Raw genomic sequence first — 20451 nt, forward strand, 5'->3', positions numbered from 1 at the left:
GTAAAATGGTATTGCATTTGTAAAATGGTGATCCTATAGTGAGGTCTCCCACCACGACGGAGATCCACTATGAGGACGTCCATCCCACCGAACGCAACCACCATCGAAGATGTCGTTCGCCACGCCATTCCGTGGTGGCGGCTCGCGGCTGTCGCCAACTGGCATTCAGCGCGCGCCGACGCTCGCGGCACCCGACGTAACTTCGATCTTGCACGGTACTATCGACGGCTGGCGGACGAGGTTCGCGGCGCCGGAACCCGGCCATGAGCAATGATCTGGTAGAGCGGCTGCGCGCTCGGGCAGACCGCTACATGCGGCTCATGGGCAACTGGTACATCTATTCAGGGGCCGACGCAGAGCTTGACCGCGAAGCCGCCGAAGCCCTCGCCCGCCCTGTGGCGGAGGGGTGGCTGCCGTCAAAGGCGGAAATCGAGCGTGCTCTGGCCGAAACTTGGCATCAATGGGGCGGCTGGCACGCGACCGAGAGCGGCTTGGTCAATATGACGGGGGTTTTGGCGGACAGCATGCTTGATCTATTCGCAGCGCCAGCCCCGGCAGCCGGGGAGAGGCAACTCCGCATTCTGACACCGGCAGAAAGAGACGGAATGGAAGAAGCCCTGTACGCATCTGCCGCCCCTTCCGCCCCGGCAGAGGGGGAGCGGTGATGATCGAGCTCCGGCCAATCACGCGTGACGAGGCGCAAGCTTTTGTCCGTGAGCATCATCGTCACCACGGCGCCCCGGTCGGCGACATATGGCGGCATGCCGTCCACGATGACAGCGGCGTTCTAGTGGGCGTCGCTATCGTCGGGCGACCGGTAGCGCGCGGCCTGGACGATGGACTGACCGTCGAGGTGACGAGGCTCTGCACGGTGGATGCGCCAAACGCAGACAGCATGCTCTATGGAGCGGCGCGGCGCGCGGCTGATGCGAAGGGGTACCGCCGTGGTCTGACGTACATCCTGGCAAGCGAATGGGACCGCCTCGACGAGGCAGGCCGTCGCATTGGCGGAGTTGGGGCACGAGCTGCCGGATACCGCTTCCTGTGGAGAGTTCGCGGCAGAAGTTGGGATTGCCCGTCTCGTCCGCGCGCCGACAAGCATCCGACCGAAGACAAGGTCGCGCTCGGCTGGGGCGCCTGGCCTGCACAGATCGAGGAGCCTCGCCATGACTGAAGCCATCAAGCAGGCCCGCGAGGCGCCGGAGCCGTTCGCTGACGCTTGGAAGCATTCAGAAAACGACTATACCGCGTCCAGGCCACGCCTGGAGCCTGTTACCGATCCGGAAGCATACGTCGCGGTTCTATCCGCATTGACCGCGATCGACGCCGCCCTCTCTGCCGAGCCGGGGGCGGGGCGGGTGATCGAACTGACCCTTCCAGAGGCTCCCAAAGGCTGGCCGACAGCCACAGACCAGCATCGCAAGCAGGAATCGTTCCGCTGGCTTCCGATCGTTGTAGCCCGCCCGACTGGCGTTTCTGATTATCTGGTTCTCACCCCAGACGGTACCCAGACCATTATCAGTGATGAAGACTACGAAGCGTCCGTTCCTATGGAGCCCAAGCCAGCGCGAGAGCCGGACACCGATGACCTCCTCGCCATCGCATACCAGCAAGGGTATGCCGAGGGTAAGGCGCGGGCAAAGCAGCCGGTGGCGGGCGAATGGATCGAATGGTGGCAGGGCTCCGGCCCGGAGCGGGGCGACCACATCATGCGGCTCAAGCCAAGCGGTCTCGGCTATGCCGGCGAGGTGGCATACATCGGAGACCAGCACCATGACGCAGCAGGTGCGATCGTAGCAGCGCACAACGCGGCCATCAGCGCCGCCGAGGCAGAGATAGCCGCGCTGAAGGAGGCGGTGGAGCGGCTGAAGCGTGAGAAGACCGCTGGCGCGGCTGAAGCTTTCGACGCTCTCGATGTAGCCGACCGGATCATTGGCCACGCCTACGGAACGGACACTCCTGCCGAATGGCATCGGGCTTACCGCAAAGTAGCCCGCGCCCGCGCCGCCCTCGGCAAGGGAGGCTCCCCAGAATGACCCCGAAGCAAATCGAGGCCCTTCGCGCAGTCGAGGCCGGCGAGGTCTATCAGCACAATTGCGGATCGGCGGCATGGCGCATCTTTGGCGCAAGCCCAACCGTCGTTGGCCGGCTGACCTCAATGGGGCTCGTACGGTGGACGAAGGTAATTGGCGGCAAAGCCGAGTTGACCGACGCCGGCAGAGCCGCCCTCGGCAAGGGAGGGGCAGAGGGATGAGCGACCTTGTGGAACGTCTCAAGAAAACTCGCGTCTGCATCCGATGCAAATGCCCCGACTGCACGAGAGGGGGATTCGGAGAGCTGCATGATCATGTCTGCACCGATGGTCCGAACTGCATCGAGAGCAGAGAGAAGCTTCGGGAGCGCGTCAAATATCTGCGGTGGTTGTGCTCTCAGGCGGCCGAAGCCCTCGGCAAGGGAGGCGAGTGAGATGGATCACGACGACATTCCCATGACGCTTGATCAGGCTTGCGCTGAGGTGTTCTCAGGGGCAATCCGTCCAGCAACATTGCGAGCCGAAGCGTCGCGGGGCAATTTGATCATGGAGAGAGTCGGCCGCCGCTACTTCGTGACCAGAGCCGCACTTAGAGAAATGAGAGAAAAATGCCGCGTCCAGCCAAAGGAATCCGGTTGTGGGCAGACAAGGCCGCCGGCTACTGGGTCATCCGAGATGGATCGCGCAAGCGCGGCACAGGCTGCCGCCTTGAAGAGCGCGAAGGCGCTGAGAAAGCCCTCGCAGAGTACATCGCGGAGCGGTACGAGCCGCCAAGCGACCATCGTGCGTCCAAGCTTCTCGTCGCGGACGTTCTGACCTATTACGCTCGCGAGATCGCCCCAGGGCAAAAATCAAGCGCTACGAGCTACGCCGTCGAAAACCTGATCGGCTGGTGGAAGTCTCGCCCGCTATCCGACGTGAGGCGATCGACATGCCAAGCCTATGTGATGCATCGAACATCGCAACCAATCCCCCAGGCGAAGACGGAAGAGGCCAAGAAGCGCAAGGTGAGCGCGGAGACAGCCAGGCGAGAGCTGACGGTCCTTCGCGCCGCCATCAACGCCTATCATGCAGAGACGCCGCTTGATGCATTGCCCGTAGTCACGCTACCGGAGGCATCCCCCCCACGAGACAGATGGATGACGAGGCAAGAGGCTGCCTCTCTCCTCCGCGCGGCTCGCAAACTGGATGACCGGGATTCCGGCCGCGCCTTGGCCCGCTTCATCATTCTCGGGATCTACACCGGCTCACGCTCTGGGGTGATTCGACGGCTCGGCTGGTTGCCGAACACCATCGGCGGGTGGATCGACTTGACGTCTGGTGTCATCCACCGCCGCGCCGACGGGGAGACGGAAACGAAGAAGCGAAGGCCGCCGGTCCGTATTCCTGGTAGGATGATCGGGTTCCTGAGGCGCTGGCGCGCCGAGGACATGCGTCAGTCAGAGGACCACAAGCCTATTCCGTTCGTGATCCACTACCGGGGAAAGCCGGTGGATAAGCAACGCAAGGCATGGGCCGAGGCCTGCCGCGTTGCCGGTCTTGGTAATGACGTGATGCCGCACATTCTTCGCCACACCGCCGTGACCTGGATGATGCAGGCTGGCAACGACCCATGGGACGTGTCCGGATACGTCGGGATGAGCCTGAAAATGCTTGAGGATGTCTACGGGCACCACCATCCCGACCATCAAAAAGGCATCGCTGGCCGCATCGGTCGGAAGTGAGTTTCTGTCAGGGTTTCTGTCAGAGGCAATTTGAGCGAAGCGCTGAAAACCCTGAAAGAAATGGTGCTGCGAGAGAGGATTGAACTCTCGACCTCTCCCTTACCAAGGGAGTGCTCTACCACTGAGCTACCGCAGCCCTTAACATGGTCGCGGCCAACGCCGCCGACCAGGATGCGTCTACCGCCCGAACCTTGCGCGAAAGCTTCGCTCCCGGCCATCGGTGGCGACGACGGATGGCCTTCTGCCACAGAGCGGGGACCGTTTCAAGGCGATGATCCATCGAAGCGTCGGAAATTCGGCGGGCATTGATCCACTCCCCCCACGTCCACCATACCCTCAATGCGAAGCCGCCGAAGGCGCCCCCGCGACCTTGCGCGGCTTGACGCTCGGCGCCACCTCCTGTAACAGGCGCGACAAAGGCACGGGAAACCGCGCCTCTTTTTGCGTGGGCACAGCGCCTCGCGCATTGGGCTGGCGACAGCCCGTTTCCTTCCGTCCGGCGCCTTAGCGGGACGGGCAACGAAACCGACTGACAAGAAGACGGCCCGGTCATTTGCCCGAGAGCCGGACGAACGAGGACCAGAATGTTCGCAGTCATCAAAACCGGGGGCAAGCAGTATCGCGTTGCGCCCGCCGACGAATTCACCATCGAGCGCGTTCCTGGCGAAGCCGGCGACAGCATCACCTTCAGCGAAGTGCTGATGGTCGATTCGACCGTCGGAGCACCGCTGGTGGACGGCGCCTCCGTCACTGCCGAGATCATCGAGCAGACCCGTGGCCCGAAGGTCATCTCCTTCAAGAAGCGCCGTCGGCAGAACTCCAAGCGTTCGCGCGGTCATCGCCAGGATCTGACGCTGATCCGCATCGGCGAAATCCTCACGGGCGGCGCAACGGCCAAGGCGGCCGCGGAGACGTCTGCCGAGGGCGAGCCCGCCAAGAAGCCGCGCGCCCGCAAGGCGAAGGCCGCCGAGAGCGAGCCCGCCGCAGCGGAAGAATAAGCCGGTATTTCGAAGAGATCAGGAGACTGAACCATGGCACACAAAAAAGCAGGCGGCTCCTCGCGCAACGGTCGCGATTCGGAATCCAAGCGCCTTGGCGTAAAGAAGTACGGCGGTGAAGCCGTTATCGCCGGCAACATTCTCGTTCGTCAGCGCGGCACGCGCTGGCATCCGGGCGTGAACGTCGGCATCGGCCGCGATCATACGCTGTTCGCCAAGGCCGACGGCAAAGTCAGCTTCCAGACCAAGGCCAATGGCCGCACTTTCGTGTCCGTCGCACCAGTGGCCGAAGCCGCCGAATGACGCCTGGCATGATTGCGCCGGCGTCCCAAGGCCCCGGCGTTTGAGTCAGCTTCGGATAGGCTGACTGAAATGGCTCGAAAGGGGAGATGGGACGCCGTCTCCCCTTTTTCGTCTTTAGGATAGCCCCCCGTGACCGAGGATGAAGTCGACCGCACCGAAACGATAGAGCTGCCGGTCCTGACGACCGAAAGGCTGGTGCTCCGCCCGCTTGTCACAGCCGATGCGCCTGCCATGGCCGCTCTGGCGAACGATCTGCGAGTCGCGGAAATGGTCGCTTCCATTCCCCATCCCTATAGCGAAGATGACGCCTTGGACTTCATCGCCAGCGTCGCCGGCCACCCCGCCTTCGCCATCACCTCACGGGACGAGGGAAGGCTGATGGGCGTCGTCAATCTGCGGCCCTGTTCCACGCCCGGCGCCGCCGAACTCGGCTATTGGCTCGGCCATGACTATTGGGGCGAGGGCTACGCCACAGAGGCAGCGCACGCGATCATCGACTTCGGCTTCCGCCAGTTCGGCCTGCCGCTGGTCGAAGTTGCCTGCCGCGCGGTCAACAACGCCTCGCGCCGGGTCATCCAGAAGTGCGGCTTCCAGTATATCGGCACGGGCATGACCCGCACGCTCGCGGCCGGCAGCGTCGCCACGGAGCGCTACCGCATGGACAAGCGGCTTTGGCAGGCGATCAAGGCGTGGGGTCGTTCGTGAGTTCGTTGCAGCACGTCCGTTGGCTGCGCCGCGCGGTGCTCAGCCTGTTCGCCTTCGTCATGCTCGCCGCCACGGCTGGGGCCAATGCAGCGGATTCGCAGAATGCGCCGTTCCGGCCCGAGACGTTTTTTCTCGGCATCACCCGCAGTACGGGCGAAATCCACACGCTGGGCTTCATTCGCCGCCCCTTCACCGCGCGCCTGAAGGGCCACATGGCGGGACACTGGCTGATCCTCGACGAGCGCTTCGCCTTTCCTGACGGCAACCGCCGCCAGCTCTGGCGGTTGAAGCGCGTCGGCGATGCCTATGAAGGCACGGTCCGCACGGAGACCGAAAACGGCGTGCTCGCGCCCGCTGTTCCGGTCAAAGGGAAGGTCACGGAGACAGGCGTCGTCCTCACCTACGAGGGCAGGTCTCCCGGCGGCAGCACGCGTCTTCATTTCCGTCACGAGATCGAGACCACCGGTCCAGGCAAAGCCAGCAACCACGTGGTGATCTCGCGCTTCGGGCTACCGATCGCCAGCGCCAACGTCACGTTTTCGAAGCCGAGGCATGGACGACCGCGACGCTGACGCCATCCGGTCCTCAAGCCGCCCCTGGCGGATCGATTTTCTGCCGCGATCCCTTTAAGACGAAGCCGAACAAGACGGCACTCGGGATCGCGAGCCTCCTCACAGAAGGAAGACCATGAAGTTCCTCGACCAGGCCAAGGTCTATGTCCGATCGGGCGACGGCGGCGCCGGCTCGCTCTCGTTCCGGCGCGAGAAGTTCATCGAGTTCGGCGGCCCCGACGGCGGAGACGGCGGACGCGGCGGCGACGTCGTGATCGAGGCTGTGGCCGGCCTAAACACCTTGATCGACTATCGCTATCAGCAGCATTTCAAGGCCAAGACCGGTGGCCATGGCATGGGGCGCAACCGCTCGGGCGCCCGAGGCGCCGACGTGATCCTGAAGGTTCCGGCCGGAACCCAGGTCTTCGACGAGGACAACGAGACGCTGATCTGCGACCTCACCGAGGTCGGCCAGCGCTTTGTCGTCGCGGCGGGCGGCAATGGCGGCTTCGGCAACGCCCACTTCAAGACCTCCACCAACCAGGCTCCCCGGCGCGCCAATCCCGGCCTGGAAGGGAAGGAGCTGACGCTGTGGCTGCGCCTGAAGCTCATCGCCGATGCCGGGCTCGTCGGCTTGCCCAATGCCGGGAAATCAACCTTCCTCGCGGCGGTGACGGCCGCCCGCCCGAAAATCGCGGACTACCCGTTCACGACGCTTCACCCCAATCTCGGCGTTGCCTCCATCGATGGCGCGGAGTTCGTCATCGCCGACATTCCAGGCCTGATCGAGGGCGCGCATGAGGGCGTGGGCATCGGCGACCGCTTCCTCGGCCATGTCGAGCGCACCCGGGTGCTGCTGCATCTCGTCTCCGCCGTCGAGGAAGACGTTGCCGGCGCCTATGCCACAGTGCGGAGCGAGCTCGAAGCCTATGGCGGTGGCCTCGAGGAGAAGCCCGAGATCGTCGCGCTTTCCCAGGTCGACACGCTCGATGAGGAAACCCGCTCGGAGAAGCTCGCGGCTCTTGCCAAGGTCTGCGGAAGCACGCCCCTTACCCTTTCAGCCGTGAGCCGAGAGGGCATGACGGAGGCTCTGCGCGCGCTGCGGCAGGCCATCGAGGGGATCAAGGCCGAAGAGGCCGACGATACGCCGGACCCGCGCTGGACTCAGCCGTCCTCGGGGGGCTTGAACCTTGATGCCTTCGAGGATGACGATCAATGATCGACAGTCTCGCCTCCTATCGCCGGATCGTCGTCAAGATTGGCTCGGCACTGCTGGTCGATCAGGCGCGCGGCCTCAAGACCAACTGGCTTTCTTCCCTCGTCGCCGATGTGGCCCGCCTTGCGGCGCAAGGCAGCGAAGTCATCATCGTCTCCTCCGGGTCGATCGCGCTGGGCCGCAAGATCCTGAAGCTCGGGCGCGGCGCGTTGAAGCTGGAGGAGAGCCAGGCGGCGGCCGCGGTTGGCCAAATCGCACTGGCGCGGGCCTATTCGGAGTCGCTCGGCGGCTTCGGCCTCAACGCCGGACAGGTGCTTCTCACCCTGACCGACACCGAGGAGCGGCGGCACTATCTCAACGCCCGCGCCACCATCGGCACGCTGCTAGCCATGAAAGCGGTGCCGGTGATCAACGAGAACGACACCGTGGCGACCACCGAGATACGCTACGGCGACAACGATCGGCTGGCCGCGCGCGTCGCCACCATGATGGCGGCCGATCTTCTCGTGCTCCTGTCCGACATCGACGGCCTCTATACGGCCCCTCCGGCGCTCGATCCCGACGCGAAACATATTCCGGTGATCGATCGAATCACTCCCGAGATCGAGGCGATGGCGGGCGACGCGGCCTCCTCACTGTCGCGCGGCGGCATGAAGACCAAGATCGAGGCGGGCAAGATCGCCACCGGCGCCGGCGTCGCAATGATCATCACCGCCGGCGAGCGCATGTATCCGCTCCAGGCGATCGAGTCCGGCGAGAGGCACAGCCTCTTCCTGCCGTCTGGCGATTCGGTCACGGCCAGGAAGCGCTATATCGCCGGGCACCTCACCACGGCGGGACGGCTCGTCATCGATGCCGGCGCGATCCGCGCGCTGAAATCGGGCAAGAGCCTGCTGCCGGCGGGCGTGAAGCGGGTGGAAGGACGGTTTTCGCGCGGCGATACCATCGACCTCGTGAGCGAGACCGGCCTGACCGTCGGCTGCGGCCTTGTCGCCTATGACGCCAAGGAGGCGCGGCAGATCGCCGGGCTGCGGACGGAGGCCATCGCCGACGTTCTGGGTCACGAACCGCGCGCCGCGATGATCCACCGCGACGATCTCGTGCTCGCTCCGGCGCTACGGCTGCCGGGTGGAAGCGGCGCGGCGGATCGTGCCCCGGCCTCGGAACGGGCGACCCAGACGGCAGAGGAAGGGAGAGAGCACCATGGATGACGGTATGATCGCGAGCGAGGCGCTTTCCCGGCTCATGCTGGATATGGGCCAACGTGCCCGCGCCGCGGCGAGGGTTCTCGCTCTCGCCGACACAGAAACCAAGAACAAGGCGCTTATCGCCATGGCCGAAGCCGTCGAGGCGGCGGTGCCGGCGATTCTGGCTGCCAACGCGGCGGACCTCAACGAGGCGAAGGCGCGTGACATGGCAGCGTCGTTCATCGACCGCCTGACGCTAACGGAAGCGCGCATCGCCGCTATTCCGGAGGGACTGCGCGCCGTCGCCGCCCTGCCCGACCCCGTCGGCTCGGTCATCGCCTCGTGGGAACGGCCAAACGGCCTCAGGATCGACCGCGTGAGGACGCCGCTCGGCGTCATCGGCGTCATCTACGAAAGCCGGCCCAACGTCACGGCGGACGCCGGGGCGCTCTGCCTCAAGGCCGGCAACGCCGTCATCCTGCGCGGCGGCTCGGACTCGGCCGCCTCGTCGGGGGCCATTCACGAGGCGCTGCAGAAGGGGCTGGCGAGCGCCGACCTGCCGGAGGACGCGATCCAGCTCGTTCCGACGCGTGATCGCGCGGCCGTCGGCGAAATGCTGAAGGGTCTTGCCGGCGCTATCGACGTTATCGTGCCGCGCGGCGGCCGCTCGCTCGTCGCCCGTGTCCAGGAAGAGGCGCGCGTTCCGGTTTTCGCCCATCTAGAGGGTCTCTGCCATGTCTATATCGACGCGGCGGCTGACCTCGACATGGCAGTGTCGGTGACGGTCAACGCCAAGATGCGACGCACCGGGATCTGCGGCGCGGCGGAAACCCTGCTCATCGATCGCGCGGTGCTCGGCACCCACCTCGTGCCGATCCTGTCGGCGCTCGAGGACAAGGGCTGCGAGATCAGGGGCGACGAGACCATTTGCGCGATCTATTCCGCCGCCAAGCCGGCCACGGAAGAGGACTGGCGCACCGAATATCTCGACGCCATCATCTCGGTGAAGGCGGTCGACGGCGTCGACGGCGCGGTCGAGCACATCGAGCGCTATTCCTCGCACCACACCGAGGCGATCATCACCGACGACGCGGCGGCCGCGGAGAAGTTTCTTTCCTCGATCGACTCCGCGATTCTCCTCCACAACGCTTCCACCCAGTTTGCCGACGGCGGCGAATTCGGCATGGGCGGCGAGATCGGCATCGCCACCGGCAAGATGCACGCGCGTGGCCCCGTCGGCGTCGAGCAGCTGACTTCGTTCAATTATCGTGTCCACGGCTCGGGTCAGGTCCGCCCGTGAGGCATCGGGACGTGACTGTGACGGAGGGCGTTCCCGCCGACGCCCTCAAGCTTCCCCATACCGAGCCCGGCCTTCGCGTCGGGCTCTTCGGCGGCTCGTTCAACCCGCCCCATGCGGGCCATCTGCTCGTCGCCGAAACCGCGATGAGAAAGCTCGGGCTCGACCGCCTATGGTGGATGGTGACGCCTGGCAATCCGCTAAAGAGCCATGGCGAGCTCGCGCCGCTGGCCGAGCGCCTTGCCGCCTCCAGGATCGTCGCGCGCAATCCTCGCATAGATGTGACCGCGTTTGAGGCGGCCCACCGCATCCGCTACACCGCTGATGCCCTCGCCCTGATCAAGGCCAAAAAGCCGGATATCGCATTTGTCTGGATCATGGGGGCGGACAGTCTGGCCACCTTCCATCTCTGGCAGCGCTGGCGCTGGATCGCGAGAACCTTCGCGTTGGCTGTGGTCGATCGCCCCGGCGCGACGCTGTCGTTCCTGTCCTCGCCGATGGCGGTAACGTTTCAGCGATCGCGCGTCGACGAGGAGCAGGCGGCCTCCGTTCTCTCGCGCGAGCCGCCGGCCTGGGTGTTTCTACACGGCCCGCGCTCCGCGCTTTCTTCCACCGCCTTAAGAAAGAGCAACGTGCGACACTCTTGAAACTGTCATACTTCACTGCCACACTTAATACTGGCTGGTGGTAGACACCCGCCATTGCCACGAAAGGGGAAATGACACTGCGAGAAATGGCTGAAGCGAAGGTCGTGACCAAAACCACACCTTCTGAAGCGCCCTCCGTCGACCGCGCGTCGGCCGAAAACGCGCTCGAAACCGTCCTAGCCAGTCTGGAAGACTCCAAGGGCGAGGATATCGTCTCCATCGACATGAACGGAAAGTCGGCGCTGGCCGATTTCATGGTGGTCGCGTCCGGCCGCTCGCACCGTCATGTCGGCGCTGTCGCCGAAAGGCTCCTGCGCGACCTCAAGGACGCCGGCCACAAGACCAAGGTGGAAGGCCTCCAGAACGGCGATTGGGTTCTGATCGACACGGGCGACATTATCGTCCACATCTTCAGGCCCGAAGTGCGCGCCTTCTACAACATCGAAAAGATGTGGTCGGTCGGCGGCATGGGCGAGGCGGCGACGATCCATTGATCGAGGGCGTGGCCGGGGCCTGCCCGGAGCGGTCCTCCTGACGCTTGAGCTTCAAGCGGAAATTTGACCCGGAAAGCCTCTGCTTTCCGGTGAGCCGCGTTTTGCGCGGCACGAGCGAATTAATGAAGTTGACCATCGCGGCGGTCGGCCGCATGAAATCCGGCCCCGAGCGCGAACTGGCAGAGCGATATCTGGCGCGTCTGAAGAAGACCGGCGGAGCGGTGGCGCTCGACTATGCCGGTCTCGTCGAACTGCCCGAGGGACGCGGCGGCACGGCCGACGAGCGCAAGCGCGACGAGGCGGCGCGGCTCGCCGCAGCCGTGGGCGAGAGCGCCGTCGTGATCGCCCTCGACGAGCGGGGAAAGACCTTGTCCTCCGAGGAATTCGCCAGCGACCTCGCGGGCCGGCGCGACGCGGGGGCCCGCGATCTTGCTCTTTTGATCGGCGGCCCGGACGGTCTTGCCGATAGCCTGAGGCAGCGCGCTGACCTCACCCTCTCCTTCGGCCGCATGACCCTGCCGCACCAGCTGGTGCGCGTGGTGCTCGCCGAGCAGCTCTACCGCGCTGTCACTATTCTTTCCGGCCATCCCTACCACCGCGCCTGATTCGATCCCGCGCCGGCAAGGCGTGGCAGCCGCGCCACAGTGCGGCGAAATCGGCACGGATCACTCCCAGCCATCCGAGTTCCGCCGCATGGTTGATGTTTCATTAGGCGGTCGATCTCTATCCTCGCCCAGCAATGCGGGAGTTTGTGTGACCGAGGCCAAGCGGAGAGTGGGCAAGCCGTTTTGTCGCCGTGCGCGGGGCCGCGCTGCGGTGCTCTTGGCGTTCGCCATCGCTTTGGCCACGCCAGCCGCCTCGCCCATGGCCAAGGCCGCGCCCGCCGACACCGAATCACTGGCCGCCGTGCTCGACCGCCTCTCCCTCATCGAGGAGCAGCGCGCGGCCCGCTCGAAGGAACTCGATCAGCTTTCCGAGGAGCTGACGCTCACCGGCGAAACCGTGCGCAAGCTCGACGAGGAAGTCGCCGCGCTCGCCGAGGACCGGGAGAAGATCAGAACCGCCATCATCGATGCCGCCGCTGCCCAGCAGCAGGCCAGCGCCAGGATCGGCGAGAGCGAGCAGCGAATCGGCGAACTGGCCGGGCAGGAGGCGAGCCTCAAATCATCCCTTCTGGAACGCCGCGGGCTTCTGGCCGAGGTTCTGGCGGCGCTGGAGCGGATGGGCCGCGCGCCGCCCCCGGCCCTCCTCGTCAAGCCGGATGACGCTCTCGGATCGGTGCGCAGCGCCATTCTTCTGGGCGCCGTTGTGCCGTCGATCCGCACCGAGACGCAGAAGCTGGCCGACGATCTTTCCAAGCTCGCGAGCGTACGCCAGGACATGGAGGTCGAGCGCCAGCGCTTCGTGGCCGCCCTGACGCGCCAGCGCGAGGAAGAGGCGCGCCTCAAGAAGCTCTCCGAGGAAAAGGAACGGCTGGAGGCGGAAAGCCGGGATCGGCTCGGCAATGCCAACCGCCGGGCGCAGGACCTCGCCGCCAAGGCGACCAGCCTCAACGAGCTCATCGCCTCCCTCGACGCCGACCTCAAGAAGACGCGGGCCGCCGAGGATGCCGCGCGCCAGCGCGCCGAGGAGGCGCGCCTCAAGGCCGAGGAAGAGCAGAAGCGACGCGAGGCGGCGGAGAAAGCGGCCGGTTCCGACACCAACGATGCGCGGCCGGAGCCAAGCGCGGAAGGGGAAGAACCTTCCTACGATATCGCGTCACTTCGGCGTGACATGATGCGCATTGACGAGCCCGCCGCCCCATTTTCGACATTGAAAGGCCGTTTGTCGGCACCGGTGACAGGTGGATTGCGCAGTCGCTTCGGCGCCGAGGACAGCATGGGACGGCCGGCTTCCGGCGAAACCTATGCGGCGGCGCCAGGTGCTCTGGTGACGGCGCCGGCCGATGCCTCGGTGCTTTATGCCGGTGCGTTTCGTTCCTACGGTCAACTCTTGATCCTGGACGCGGGCGACGGGTATCATATCGTCTTGGCCGGGTTGGACGAGATCGACGTGGACGTCGGCCAGTTCGTGCTCACCGGCGAGCCCGTGGGCGCCATGGGCGCAAAGCGGTTGGCGAGCGCGGCAAGCGATGGGTTTGATGCGGCCACGCCCTCGCTTTATGTAGAGTTTCGCAAGGACGGGAACCCGGTCGATCCGTCCCCCTGGTGGACGGCAGGACCTTCTGGAAGGACGAGGAATGATCCGTAAGCTCTCGATCTTGTTCGCTGGCGCGCTGATGGGCGCGACGGCGATGACCGTCATCGCGACGGAGCAGTCGGGCGTCGCCAATGCAGCCGGCTCCGACACCTATCGCCAGCTTGCGATCTTCGGCGACGTCTTCGAGCGCGTGCGTGCCCAGTATGTCGACCAGCCCGACGACCAGAAGCTCGTCGAGTCGGCCATCAACGGCATGCTCACCTCGCTCGATCCCCATTCGAGCTACATGAACGCCGAGCAGGCGGCCGACATGCGCACCGAGACGCGGGGCGAGTTCGGCGGACTCGGCATCGAGGTGACCATGGAGAACGAGCTGGTCAAGGTCGTCTCCCCCTTCGAGGGCACCCCGGCCGACAAGGCGGGCATCCTCGCTGGCGATCTCATCGCCGAGATCGACGGGCAGCAGGTGCGCGGCCTCACCCTTTCCGATGCCGTCGACAAGATGAAGGGCGACATCGGCACCAAGGTCGAACTGACGATCCTGCGCGAGGGCGCCACCAAGCCCATCCGAATCAGCCTCGTCCGCGACGAGATCAAGGTGCCGTCCGTCCGCCACTCGGTGGAAGGCGACGTCGGCTATATCAAGCTCATCAAGTTCAACGAGCAGACCACCGTCGGCCTCGAGGACGCCATCAAGGACATCAAGTCCAAGCTGCCGGGCGACAAGCTCAAGGGCTACGTCCTTGATCTTCGTCGCAACCCCGGCGGTCTTCTCGACGAGGCGGTGAGCGTTTCCGACGCCTTCCTGAAGAGCGGGGAGATCGTCTCGACGCGGGGCCGCAACCCCGAGGAGACCCGGCGCTACAACGCCCGCTCGGGCGACGACATCGACGGCAAGCCGCTGGTGGTGCTCGTCAACGGCGGTTCTGCCTCGGCCTCGGAGATCGTCGCCGGCGCCCTTCAGGATCAGCGCCGCGCGACCGTGGTCGGCTCGCGCTCTTTCGGCAAGGGCTCGGTGCAGACAATCATCCCGCTCGGGGCCAACGGCGCGCTCCGCCTGACGACGGCGCTCTATTACACGCCATCCGGCCGCTCCATCCAGGGCCGCGGCATCGAGCCGGACATCGCCGTCGAGCAACCGCTGCCCGACGAGATCAAGAAGCAGATGGGCCTTGATGCCGATGAGCAGGTCGTGCGCGGCGAATCCTCGCTGCGCGGCCACATCACCGGCGAAAGCGAAACCGAGGAGGGCTCCGGGTCGCTCGACTACGTGCCACCGGAGAAGAAGGACGATCTCCAGCTTCAGTACGCGCTGGACCTTCTGCGTGGCGTCAAGACCAATGCCGCCTTCCCGCCCCATGGCGACACGGCAGAGGCGACAACCGCCAACTGACGGTCAATTCCTGACGAGACATTCCGCCCCGGCCTTTCCTCGCGAAAGGTCGGGGCTTTTTGCATTCTGGTGAGGCTCGCGCCAGTTGGTTTGTCTAAAGAACGATCATGCCGATTGATCTCTACCGCCCTCTCGGCCTCGAAGAGCCGCAGCCGCCCCGCCCTCCCCGCCGCTTCACCGCGAGGGGTGTCGGCGTGGCCGTGCTGTTCGTGATGCTCGCGGCCGGATCGGCGGCGACAGCCCTTCTGCAGCCGGAGCGGCGCGAGGCGCGCTACGACCCGACGGCGGCATCGGCAACGCCCGTCGCGGTGGAACGCGAGGCGATGCCCTCGCTTCCCTCGACGCCCGTCCCCACCATCCAGCGCGGCCCGGAGGATATCGGCACGCCGGCGGTCGGTGCGGCACCCCTCGTGGTCAGCGAGCCGGGTTCGCTGCGGCAAGCCCCACAGCAGGCGCACATCCCGGACGACGCTCTCATCGAATCCTCGCCCTTCGGGCCGCTGCCGGTGCGCGGACCGGACGGCCGACGCCCTCTGGACGTCTATGCCGGCGCGCCGGCGCAAAACCTTGGCACGAGGATCGCCATTGTGGTCGGCGGCCTCGGCATCAGCCAGACCGGCTCCCAATATGCCATCAACCGCCTGCCAGCGGGTGTCACCCTAGCCTTCGCCTCGGCAGGAAACAGCCTTTCCCGCTGGATGCAGGACGCGCGCCGGGAAGGCCACGAGCTCATCCTTCAGGTGCCGATGGAGCCCTTCGGGTATCCCAATGTCACGCCCGGCGAGCACACCGTGACGGTCGACGACGTCAACGCCGGGCAAATGGACGATCTCGACTGGTCGCTCGGGCGAATGACCAACTATGTCGGCATCATGCCCTTCATGGGCGCGCGAGTGACCTCTGACGAGGCAGCCACGAAGGCGCTTCTGGACGAGACGGCGCGCCGGGGGCTTCTGTTCTTCGACGACGGGGCTTCCGCGCGCAGCCTTGCCCAGGAAACCGCGGTCAATGAGCAGGCGCCTTTCGCACGGGCCGATATCCAGATCGATCAGAGCCGCACGGCGGCCGACCTCCAGTCCCAGCTCGACGCGCTGGAGCGCACCGCCAGGGCCAAAGGCTCGGCCATCGGCATCGCCTCCGCCTTCAGGGAGTCGGTGGACGCCATCGCATCCTGGATCGACGAGGCGCGCGAGCGGGGCGTCGAGGTCGTGCCGGTCTCGGACCTCGCTCTCGACCCGGAACGGCGCTGACGCCTGTCTTTCCTTTGTGACGGCGGCGCTATAAGTCCGAGGGCACGTCGTTCAAAACCGGTTCATTCATGCCCGCCACCCAACTCCCCTACCGCCCCTGCGTCGGCATCATGGTCCTTAATCGTGAGGGGCTCGTCTGGGTCGGCCGCCGGAAGGTCGGGGAACAGCACGAGCTGTCGGGCTCGACGCAGCTCTGGCAGATGCCCCAGGGCGGCACTGATTCAGGCGAGGAGCCGCTCGTCGCCGCCAAGCGCGAGCTCTACGAGGAGACCGGCATCCGCTCCGTCGAGCTTCTGGCGGAAACCAAAGGCTGGATCAATTACGATCTGCCGCCGGAGCTGGTCGGTGTCGCGCTGAAAGGCCGGTTCCGTGGACAAACCCAGAAGTGGTTCGCTTTCCGCTTCCATGGCGAGAACAGCGAGATTGAGATCGATCCACCCCCCGGCGGCCACGAGACGGAGTTTCAGGCCTGGGATTGGAAGTCGATGGATGAGGTCCTGGAGCTGATCGTGCCGTTCAAGCGCCCGGTCTACGACGCCGTCATCGCCGAATTCCGCCATCTGGAGCACGCATAGCAAACCGCCAACCGGTCCGGTCGCGGCGCGCCCCATCGGCCGCCCAGCGCCTCCCGATTCTCAATTCCGGAAACGACGTCGCTCCACATGGCTGTTCCCAAACCCGCAGAGAGAATTGAGTACATCGTCGAGGGCGGTCATCGCCTCTCCGGGTCAATCGAGCCCTCGGGCAACAAGAATGCGGCCCTACCCATCATCGCGGCCGCCCTGCTCACGGATCAGCCGGTAGAGCTCTCCAACGTGCCGCGGATCCGCGATGTCGAGGCTCTGGTGCAGTTGTTGTCCTCGCTCGGCGTCGAAGCGGAATGGACTGGCAGAAACGCCTTACGCGTTCATGCGCGCGAGGTTCACCCAACGGACCTCGACCCGGATCTGTGGTCGCGCATCCGCGCCTCCATCCTCCTCGCCGGCCCGGTTCTGGCCCGCTGCGGCCAGATTACGTTGCCGCCGCCGGGCGGAGACGTGATCGGCCGGCGGCGCCTGGACAGCCATTTCCTCGCGCTCCGTCAGCTCGGGGCCGAGATCAACCTCGAAGGCGTATACAATTTCCGTGCGGGCAAACTCGTCGGCGCGGACGTCTTTCTCGACGAGCCGTCCGTAACGGCGACGGAAAACGCGATGTGCGCCGCCGCTGCCGCCGAGGGAACGACCGTCCTGCGCAATTGCGCGTCGGAGCCGCACGTGCAGGACCTGGCCCTCTTCCTCGTTGCGATCGGTGTGCGGATCGAAGGCATCGGCACCAATTGCATGACGATCCACGGAGGCGGCCAGCTGTCGGGAGCAGCATACAGGATCGGTCCCGACCACATCGAGGTGGGGTCGCTCATCGGTTTGGCGGCCGTGACCAATTCGGAAATTCGAATCACCAATGCCGGCGTACGCCACTTGCGCTCGACCCTGATGGGATTCGAGCGGCTGGGAATCGTGTGCGACATCGATGGCGACGACTTGGTCGTCCACGCCGACCAATCGAAAAAGATCGTGCCGGACTTCGGGGGCCACGTGCCGAAGATCGAGGATCAGCCTTGGCCGGCTTTTCCAGCGGACACCATGTCGATCGCCATCGTCACGGCGACGCAATGCGACGGCATGGTGCTGATGTTCGAGAAGATGTTCGAGTCGCGAATGTTCTTCGTCGACAAGCTGATCGCAATGGGCGCGCGCATCGTTCTCTGCGATCCGCATCGGGCGGTCGTTTCGGGCCCCACCCAACTGAAGGCGGCTCGCCTGGAAAGCCCGGACATCCGTGCCGGAATGGCGATGCTGATCGCGGCGATGGGCGCGGAAGGCACGTCGACGATCAACAACGCGCAACAGATTGAGCGGGGTTACGAACGTATCGAGGAGCGGCTGAACGCCATCGGCGCGCGAATCAAACGCGTCCCGGCTCGCCAATAGAGCATCTAAGGGAGGCCAAAGCCCGCGCGGCTCTTGCGCGTTCGCGCGGTTCACCCGCCGGCGCGGCACTGGGCCAGGACAGCACGCGTCAGCCAGCGCGCGGTTGCGTGGATTTCCTCCTCGTCCAGACCGCAGACGTCTTTGAAGACGATGATCGTCTCGATGCCGACGGTCAGCGAGAGAGCATTCACGGCACGCGCGAATGCGGCCTCTCCCAGCGCTTCACGCATCGGCTCCATCGCCTCCTTCAGCCATCCGATACGGCGTGCGCCTCGGCGTCGGGCAGAACCGCTTCCCAACGTCACGCCGAGGTAGGTGCGGAACATTTTCTCGTTTTCGATGACCATCCCCAATACCGAGGAGACGACTTCTTCCACCCGCGTCTCGGCATCTTCGATCCGCATGACGGAGCTCAGGTCGACCTTCTCCAGCTCGCCCGCGATCGCGTCGAGAACGGCCTCCTCCGCCAACTCCTCTGGGTTGGAGAAATAGCGATAGGCCGTGGCCCGTGAGATTTCGGCCCGGTCGGCCGCTTCAGGAACAGTCGGCTGATGTCCCTCCGCCAGGAGCTCCCGTGTGGCGGCCAGGAGGGCGCTGCGGGTACGGCGCTTCTGCGCCACACGCTCGCCGGTGACTTGACTCATGCTGCTCATCCAGTTATGAGACGATTGTCTCGTTAAGCGACATCAATATCATAACGTAAGGAGCAGGTCATGACCATCGCAGTCTCATACGCTCCGCCCAAGGTCGGAGACATCGTCCATCTTCTCGGAACCCTCATCACGTTCAAGGCCACGGCAGCGGAAACGGAAGGCGCGTTCTCCCTGGTCGAGGTAAAGACCGGCACCGGCCAGGGAACCCCTCCCCACCTCCAGCGCGACGACGCCGAGGCCTTCTATGTCCTGGAAGGGCACTACCGTTTCTTCCTGGACGGGAAGACGCGCGTGGCCGGGCCGGGAGAGTTCATCTACGTCCCGCGCGGCACCCCGCACGGCTTCTGGAACGATGAAGACACGCCTTCGCGCATGCTCATCATCAATGTGCCCGCTGGCATTCACGACCGCTTCTTCATCGAGGCGGGTGATCCGGTCGAGAGTGCTGATGCCGCCCCGCCGATGGCCCCGCCCGACATCCCGAGGCTGATGACAGCGGCGGGCCGGTACGGAATCGAGATGCTGCCTCAGGAGTAGCAGGCGACGCTCCGGCGAGGACGATCCGCCGGAGCGCCCAGTGCGGGACGCGTTCGCGCGGTTCGGAAGCGACGGGCATCGCCTTTCAGTCAGTCGTTGCGCCAAGCGCCATCTCAACCGCCGCCTCGGCGTGGAGCGTCGTCGTATCGAAGAGCGGAACGGCGCTGTCCTCCGGCTTCACCAGCAGCATGATCTCCGTGCATCCAAGGATGATCGCCTCGGCGCCCTCTGCGATCAGTCGCTCAATGATCTCACGATAGATCGACCGCGATTGCGGGTTCACGATGCCGGCGACGAGCTCGCGATAGATGATCTCGTGAACGCGCGCGCGATCGTCGGCTTCAGGAACTAGCACCTCCAGTCCGTGAGAATCGGTAAGGCGATCCTTGTAGAAGGGCTGCTCCATGGTAAAAGCCGTGCCGAGCAAACCGACTCTGCGAAGCCCGGCCTTGCGGATCGCTTCGGCCGTCGGGTCGGCGATATGGAGCAGCGGAATTGCGACCGCCGAGGCAACCTCCTCGGCCATTCGGTGCATCGTGTTGGTGCAGATCAGAAGGAAATCCGCCCCACCGCGCTCCAGCGCCCGCGCCGCGCTGACCAGCTCATCCGTCAGGGCGGACCAGTCGCCGGCATGTTGCAGCCGCTCGATCTCGCCGAAATCGACCGACAGCATGAGGCTGCGCGCCGAATGGACGCCGCCGACACGTTCGCGCACGCGGCGGTTGATGATCCGGTAGTATTCGGCCGAGCTCTCCCAGCTCATTCCGCCGATCAGGCCGATGGTCTTCATGTCAAAGCTCCCAAATGCAAAAGGCCGGCGCTAGGCCGGCCCTTCTCACGCTTCGTTATTGAAGCCGCGTCACATGCCGAGAACATCGCGCACGTTGCGGAGCTCGGCAAGCTGAAGCTGCGCCTTCATGCGCGCCTCGTCCGTCGCGGCGTCGGCGACATCCTCTTCGGTGTCCCGGATCTGCTGCTCGATATCGGCCTCGCTGAACTCCTCCATCGGGACCGCCTGCTCGGCAAGCAGAGTGCAGGACTCCAGCGTCACGTCGGCGAATCCACCGCGCACGTAGAACCGCTTCTCTCCACCGCTGGCGAGTGTGCCGACGACAAGCCCCGGCTTCATGGTCGCGATGAGCGGCTGATGATGCGCCATCACGGTCATGTAGCCCTCGCTGCCGGGGACGATGACCGCCGTCACGTCCTCCGACAGAAGCAGCCGCTCGGGAGACACCAGCTCCAGACGAAACGCATCAGCCATCGGTGTTCCTCCGTAGCAGCGCCGCAGC

General features: G+C 65.2%; 25 protein-coding genes and 1 tRNA gene. 22 read left to right on the forward strand and 4 right to left on the reverse strand.

All coding sequences use genetic code 11. From position 1 onward, the window contains the following. Nucleotides 1-69 precede the first annotated feature (69 nt). From B5D38_RS22060 to B5D38_RS22220, 6 genes are all read left to right on the forward strand, one after another. Nucleotides 70-267 carry a hypothetical protein gene (locus B5D38_RS22060; protein ID WP_131829915.1) on the forward strand — a complete coding sequence of 66 codons (198 nt, stop codon included), beginning with the start codon at nucleotides 70-72 and terminating at the stop codon, nucleotides 265-267. Further along, nucleotides 264-665, forward strand: a complete 402-nt coding sequence (locus B5D38_RS12465; protein WP_078708767.1) for a hypothetical protein — start codon at nucleotides 264-266, stop codon at nucleotides 663-665. The genes B5D38_RS22060 and B5D38_RS12465 overlap by 4 nt, the downstream gene beginning before the upstream one ends. After that, complete coding sequence (locus tag B5D38_RS22555) at nucleotides 665-1174, forward strand: XF1762 family protein (protein WP_078708768.1); 510 nt, start codon at nucleotides 665-667, stop codon at nucleotides 1172-1174. Before B5D38_RS12465 ends, B5D38_RS22555 begins: the two co-directional genes overlap by 1 nt. Beyond that, nucleotides 1167-2036 (forward strand): hypothetical protein, encoded by an 870-nt coding sequence (locus B5D38_RS12475; RefSeq protein WP_078708769.1) that lies wholly within the window; start codon nucleotides 1167-1169, stop codon nucleotides 2034-2036. Before B5D38_RS22555 ends, B5D38_RS12475 begins: the two co-directional genes overlap by 8 nt. After that, nucleotides 2033-2254: a hypothetical protein gene (locus B5D38_RS12480; RefSeq protein ID WP_078708770.1), complete on the forward strand. Its 222-nt coding sequence runs from the start codon at nucleotides 2033-2035 to the stop codon at nucleotides 2252-2254. Before B5D38_RS12475 ends, B5D38_RS12480 begins: the two co-directional genes overlap by 4 nt. A 917-nt stretch (nucleotides 2255-3171) precedes the next feature. Next, nucleotides 3172-3756 carry a site-specific integrase gene (locus tag B5D38_RS22220; RefSeq protein ID WP_165690850.1) on the forward strand — a complete coding sequence of 195 codons (585 nt, stop codon included), beginning with the start codon at nucleotides 3172-3174 and terminating at the stop codon, nucleotides 3754-3756. Nucleotides 3757-3817: 61 nt separating this feature from the next. Here B5D38_RS22220 and B5D38_RS12490 read toward each other — a convergent pair. After that, a tRNA-Thr gene (locus B5D38_RS12490) sits at nucleotides 3818-3892 on the reverse strand. 448 nt (nucleotides 3893-4340) lie between these two features. Between B5D38_RS12490 and rplU the strand changes: the two genes are divergently transcribed. The 15 genes from rplU (at nucleotide 4341) to murA (ending at nucleotide 17969) form a co-directional block, all read left to right on the forward strand. Next, on the forward strand, nucleotides 4341-4754 hold the full coding sequence (gene rplU / locus B5D38_RS12495) for a 50S ribosomal protein L21 (RefSeq protein ID WP_078708772.1): 414 nt from the start codon (nucleotides 4341-4343) through the stop codon (nucleotides 4752-4754). A gap of 33 nt (nucleotides 4755-4787) precedes the next feature. Beyond that, nucleotides 4788-5057 carry a 50S ribosomal protein L27 gene (gene rpmA, locus B5D38_RS12500; RefSeq protein ID WP_078708773.1) on the forward strand — a complete coding sequence of 90 codons (270 nt, stop codon included), beginning with the start codon at nucleotides 4788-4790 and terminating at the stop codon, nucleotides 5055-5057. 129 nt (nucleotides 5058-5186) lie between these two features. Continuing rightward, the gene (locus B5D38_RS12505) at nucleotides 5187-5762 is read left to right on the forward strand and encodes a GNAT family N-acetyltransferase (protein ID WP_245319176.1); all 576 of its coding nucleotides are present in this window, start codon (nucleotides 5187-5189) and stop codon (nucleotides 5760-5762) included. Further along, nucleotides 5759-6334, forward strand: coding sequence for a DUF3833 family protein (locus B5D38_RS12510; protein ID WP_131829916.1), 576 nt, complete (start codon nucleotides 5759-5761; stop codon nucleotides 6332-6334). The genes B5D38_RS12505 and B5D38_RS12510 overlap by 4 nt, the downstream gene beginning before the upstream one ends. A 115-nt stretch (nucleotides 6335-6449) precedes the next feature. Continuing rightward, nucleotides 6450-7532 (forward strand): GTPase ObgE, encoded by a 1083-nt coding sequence (gene obgE, locus B5D38_RS12515; protein WP_078708775.1) that lies wholly within the window; start codon nucleotides 6450-6452, stop codon nucleotides 7530-7532. Further along, the gene (proB, locus tag B5D38_RS12520) at nucleotides 7529-8740 is read left to right on the forward strand and encodes a glutamate 5-kinase (protein ID WP_078708776.1); all 1212 of its coding nucleotides are present in this window, start codon (nucleotides 7529-7531) and stop codon (nucleotides 8738-8740) included. The genes obgE and proB overlap by 4 nt, the downstream gene beginning before the upstream one ends. Beyond that, nucleotides 8733-10016, forward strand: a complete 1284-nt coding sequence (locus B5D38_RS12525) for a glutamate-5-semialdehyde dehydrogenase (protein WP_425349332.1) — start codon at nucleotides 8733-8735, stop codon at nucleotides 10014-10016. The genes proB and B5D38_RS12525 overlap by 8 nt, the downstream gene beginning before the upstream one ends. Nucleotides 10017-10027: 11 nt before the next feature. After that, entirely contained in the window at nucleotides 10028-10660 is a 633-nt protein-coding gene (locus tag B5D38_RS12530; protein ID WP_116002703.1) for a nicotinate-nucleotide adenylyltransferase, read from the forward strand. 86 nt (nucleotides 10661-10746) lie between these two features. Continuing rightward, nucleotides 10747-11154, forward strand: a complete 408-nt coding sequence (gene rsfS / locus B5D38_RS12535) for a ribosome silencing factor (protein WP_245319177.1) — start codon at nucleotides 10747-10749, stop codon at nucleotides 11152-11154. 122 nt (nucleotides 11155-11276) lie between these two features. Further along, nucleotides 11277-11759 carry a 23S rRNA (pseudouridine(1915)-N(3))-methyltransferase RlmH gene (gene rlmH, locus B5D38_RS12540; protein ID WP_078708780.1) on the forward strand — a complete coding sequence of 161 codons (483 nt, stop codon included), beginning with the start codon at nucleotides 11277-11279 and terminating at the stop codon, nucleotides 11757-11759. 211 nt (nucleotides 11760-11970) lie between these two features. Next, nucleotides 11971-13404 carry a murein hydrolase activator EnvC family protein gene (locus B5D38_RS12545; RefSeq protein WP_131829917.1) on the forward strand — a complete coding sequence of 478 codons (1434 nt, stop codon included), beginning with the start codon at nucleotides 11971-11973 and terminating at the stop codon, nucleotides 13402-13404. Further along, the gene (locus B5D38_RS12550; RefSeq protein ID WP_078708782.1) at nucleotides 13394-14746 is read left to right on the forward strand and encodes a S41 family peptidase; all 1353 of its coding nucleotides are present in this window, start codon (nucleotides 13394-13396) and stop codon (nucleotides 14744-14746) included. The genes B5D38_RS12545 and B5D38_RS12550 overlap by 11 nt, the downstream gene beginning before the upstream one ends. Nucleotides 14747-14853: 107 nt before the next feature. After that, on the forward strand, nucleotides 14854-15996 hold the full coding sequence (locus tag B5D38_RS12555; protein WP_078708783.1) for a divergent polysaccharide deacetylase family protein: 1143 nt from the start codon (nucleotides 14854-14856) through the stop codon (nucleotides 15994-15996). Between the two features lie 68 nt (nucleotides 15997-16064). Next, entirely contained in the window at nucleotides 16065-16571 is a 507-nt protein-coding gene (locus tag B5D38_RS12560; RefSeq protein WP_078708784.1) for an RNA pyrophosphohydrolase, read from the forward strand. 87 nt (nucleotides 16572-16658) lie between these two features. Continuing rightward, nucleotides 16659-17969, forward strand: a complete 1311-nt coding sequence (gene murA / locus B5D38_RS12565; RefSeq protein ID WP_078708785.1) for a UDP-N-acetylglucosamine 1-carboxyvinyltransferase — start codon at nucleotides 16659-16661, stop codon at nucleotides 17967-17969. A 50-nt stretch (nucleotides 17970-18019) separates the two neighbouring features. On the opposite strand, the gene B5D38_RS12570 is transcribed toward murA, so the two are convergent. After that, nucleotides 18020-18613 (reverse strand): TetR/AcrR family transcriptional regulator, encoded by a 594-nt coding sequence (locus B5D38_RS12570; protein ID WP_165690851.1) that lies wholly within the window; start codon nucleotides 18611-18613, stop codon nucleotides 18020-18022. Nucleotides 18614-18682: 69 nt separating this feature from the next. On the opposite strand from B5D38_RS12570, the gene B5D38_RS12575 reads away from it, so the two are divergent. Beyond that, entirely contained in the window at nucleotides 18683-19159 is a 477-nt protein-coding gene (locus tag B5D38_RS12575; protein WP_078708787.1) for a cupin domain-containing protein, read from the forward strand. A gap of 85 nt (nucleotides 19160-19244) precedes the next feature. Here B5D38_RS12575 and B5D38_RS12580 read toward each other — a convergent pair whose 3' ends face one another. After that, on the reverse strand, nucleotides 19245-19949 hold the full coding sequence (locus B5D38_RS12580) for an aspartate/glutamate racemase family protein (RefSeq protein ID WP_078708788.1): 705 nt from the start codon (nucleotides 19947-19949) through the stop codon (nucleotides 19245-19247). Nucleotides 19950-20018: 69 nt separating this feature from the next. Continuing rightward, entirely contained in the window at nucleotides 20019-20423 is a 405-nt protein-coding gene (locus tag B5D38_RS12585) for a F0F1 ATP synthase subunit epsilon (protein WP_078708789.1), read from the reverse strand. Nucleotides 20424-20451: the final 28 nt, after the last annotated feature.

It is taken from the genome of Consotaella salsifontis, assembly GCF_900167365.1.
GTDB lineage: Bacteria > Pseudomonadota > Alphaproteobacteria > Rhizobiales > Rhizobiaceae > Consotaella > Consotaella salsifontis.

Excerpts from the sequence above, each read along its gene's own strand:
- rlmH (WP_078708780.1), top strand. The coding sequence starts at position 11,277 with ATGAAGTTGACCATCGCGGCGGTCGGCCGCATGAAATCCGGCCCCGAG.
- obgE (WP_078708775.1), top strand. The coding sequence starts at position 6,450 with ATGAAGTTCCTCGACCAGGCCAAGGTCTATGTCCGATCGGGCGACGGC.
- rsfS (WP_245319177.1), top strand. The coding sequence starts at position 10,747 with ATGGCTGAAGCGAAGGTCGTGACCAAAACCACACCTTCTGAAGCGCCC.
- B5D38_RS22060 (WP_131829915.1), top strand. The coding sequence starts at position 70 with ATGAGGACGTCCATCCCACCGAACGCAACCACCATCGAAGATGTCGTT.
- B5D38_RS12555 (WP_078708783.1), top strand. The coding sequence starts at position 14,854 with ATGCCGATTGATCTCTACCGCCCTCTCGGCCTCGAAGAGCCGCAGCCG.
- rplU (WP_078708772.1), top strand. The coding sequence starts at position 4,341 with ATGTTCGCAGTCATCAAAACCGGGGGCAAGCAGTATCGCGTTGCGCCC.
- proB (WP_078708776.1), top strand. The coding sequence starts at position 7,529 with ATGATCGACAGTCTCGCCTCCTATCGCCGGATCGTCGTCAAGATTGGC.
- B5D38_RS12550 (WP_078708782.1), top strand. The coding sequence starts at position 13,394 with ATGATCCGTAAGCTCTCGATCTTGTTCGCTGGCGCGCTGATGGGCGCG.
- B5D38_RS12465 (WP_078708767.1), top strand. The coding sequence starts at position 264 with ATGAGCAATGATCTGGTAGAGCGGCTGCGCGCTCGGGCAGACCGCTAC.
- B5D38_RS12560 (WP_078708784.1), top strand. The coding sequence starts at position 16,065 with ATGCCCGCCACCCAACTCCCCTACCGCCCCTGCGTCGGCATCATGGTC.
- B5D38_RS12480 (WP_078708770.1), top strand. The coding sequence starts at position 2,033 with ATGACCCCGAAGCAAATCGAGGCCCTTCGCGCAGTCGAGGCCGGCGAG.
- B5D38_RS12475 (WP_078708769.1), top strand. The coding sequence starts at position 1,167 with ATGACTGAAGCCATCAAGCAGGCCCGCGAGGCGCCGGAGCCGTTCGCT.
- B5D38_RS12525 (WP_425349332.1), top strand. The coding sequence starts at position 8,733 with ATGGATGACGGTATGATCGCGAGCGAGGCGCTTTCCCGGCTCATGCTG.
- B5D38_RS12570 (WP_165690851.1), bottom strand. The coding sequence starts at position 18,613 with ATGAGTCAAGTCACCGGCGAGCGTGTGGCGCAGAAGCGCCGTACCCGC.
- B5D38_RS22555 (WP_078708768.1), top strand. The coding sequence starts at position 665 with ATGATCGAGCTCCGGCCAATCACGCGTGACGAGGCGCAAGCTTTTGTC.
- rpmA (WP_078708773.1), top strand. The coding sequence starts at position 4,788 with ATGGCACACAAAAAAGCAGGCGGCTCCTCGCGCAACGGTCGCGATTCG.
- murA (WP_078708785.1), top strand. The coding sequence starts at position 16,659 with ATGGCTGTTCCCAAACCCGCAGAGAGAATTGAGTACATCGTCGAGGGC.
- B5D38_RS22220 (WP_165690850.1), top strand. The coding sequence starts at position 3,172 with ATGACGAGGCAAGAGGCTGCCTCTCTCCTCCGCGCGGCTCGCAAACTG.
- B5D38_RS12585 (WP_078708789.1), bottom strand. The coding sequence starts at position 20,423 with ATGGCTGATGCGTTTCGTCTGGAGCTGGTGTCTCCCGAGCGGCTGCTT.
- B5D38_RS12580 (WP_078708788.1), bottom strand. The coding sequence starts at position 19,949 with ATGAAGACCATCGGCCTGATCGGCGGAATGAGCTGGGAGAGCTCGGCC.
- B5D38_RS12575 (WP_078708787.1), top strand. The coding sequence starts at position 18,683 with ATGACCATCGCAGTCTCATACGCTCCGCCCAAGGTCGGAGACATCGTC.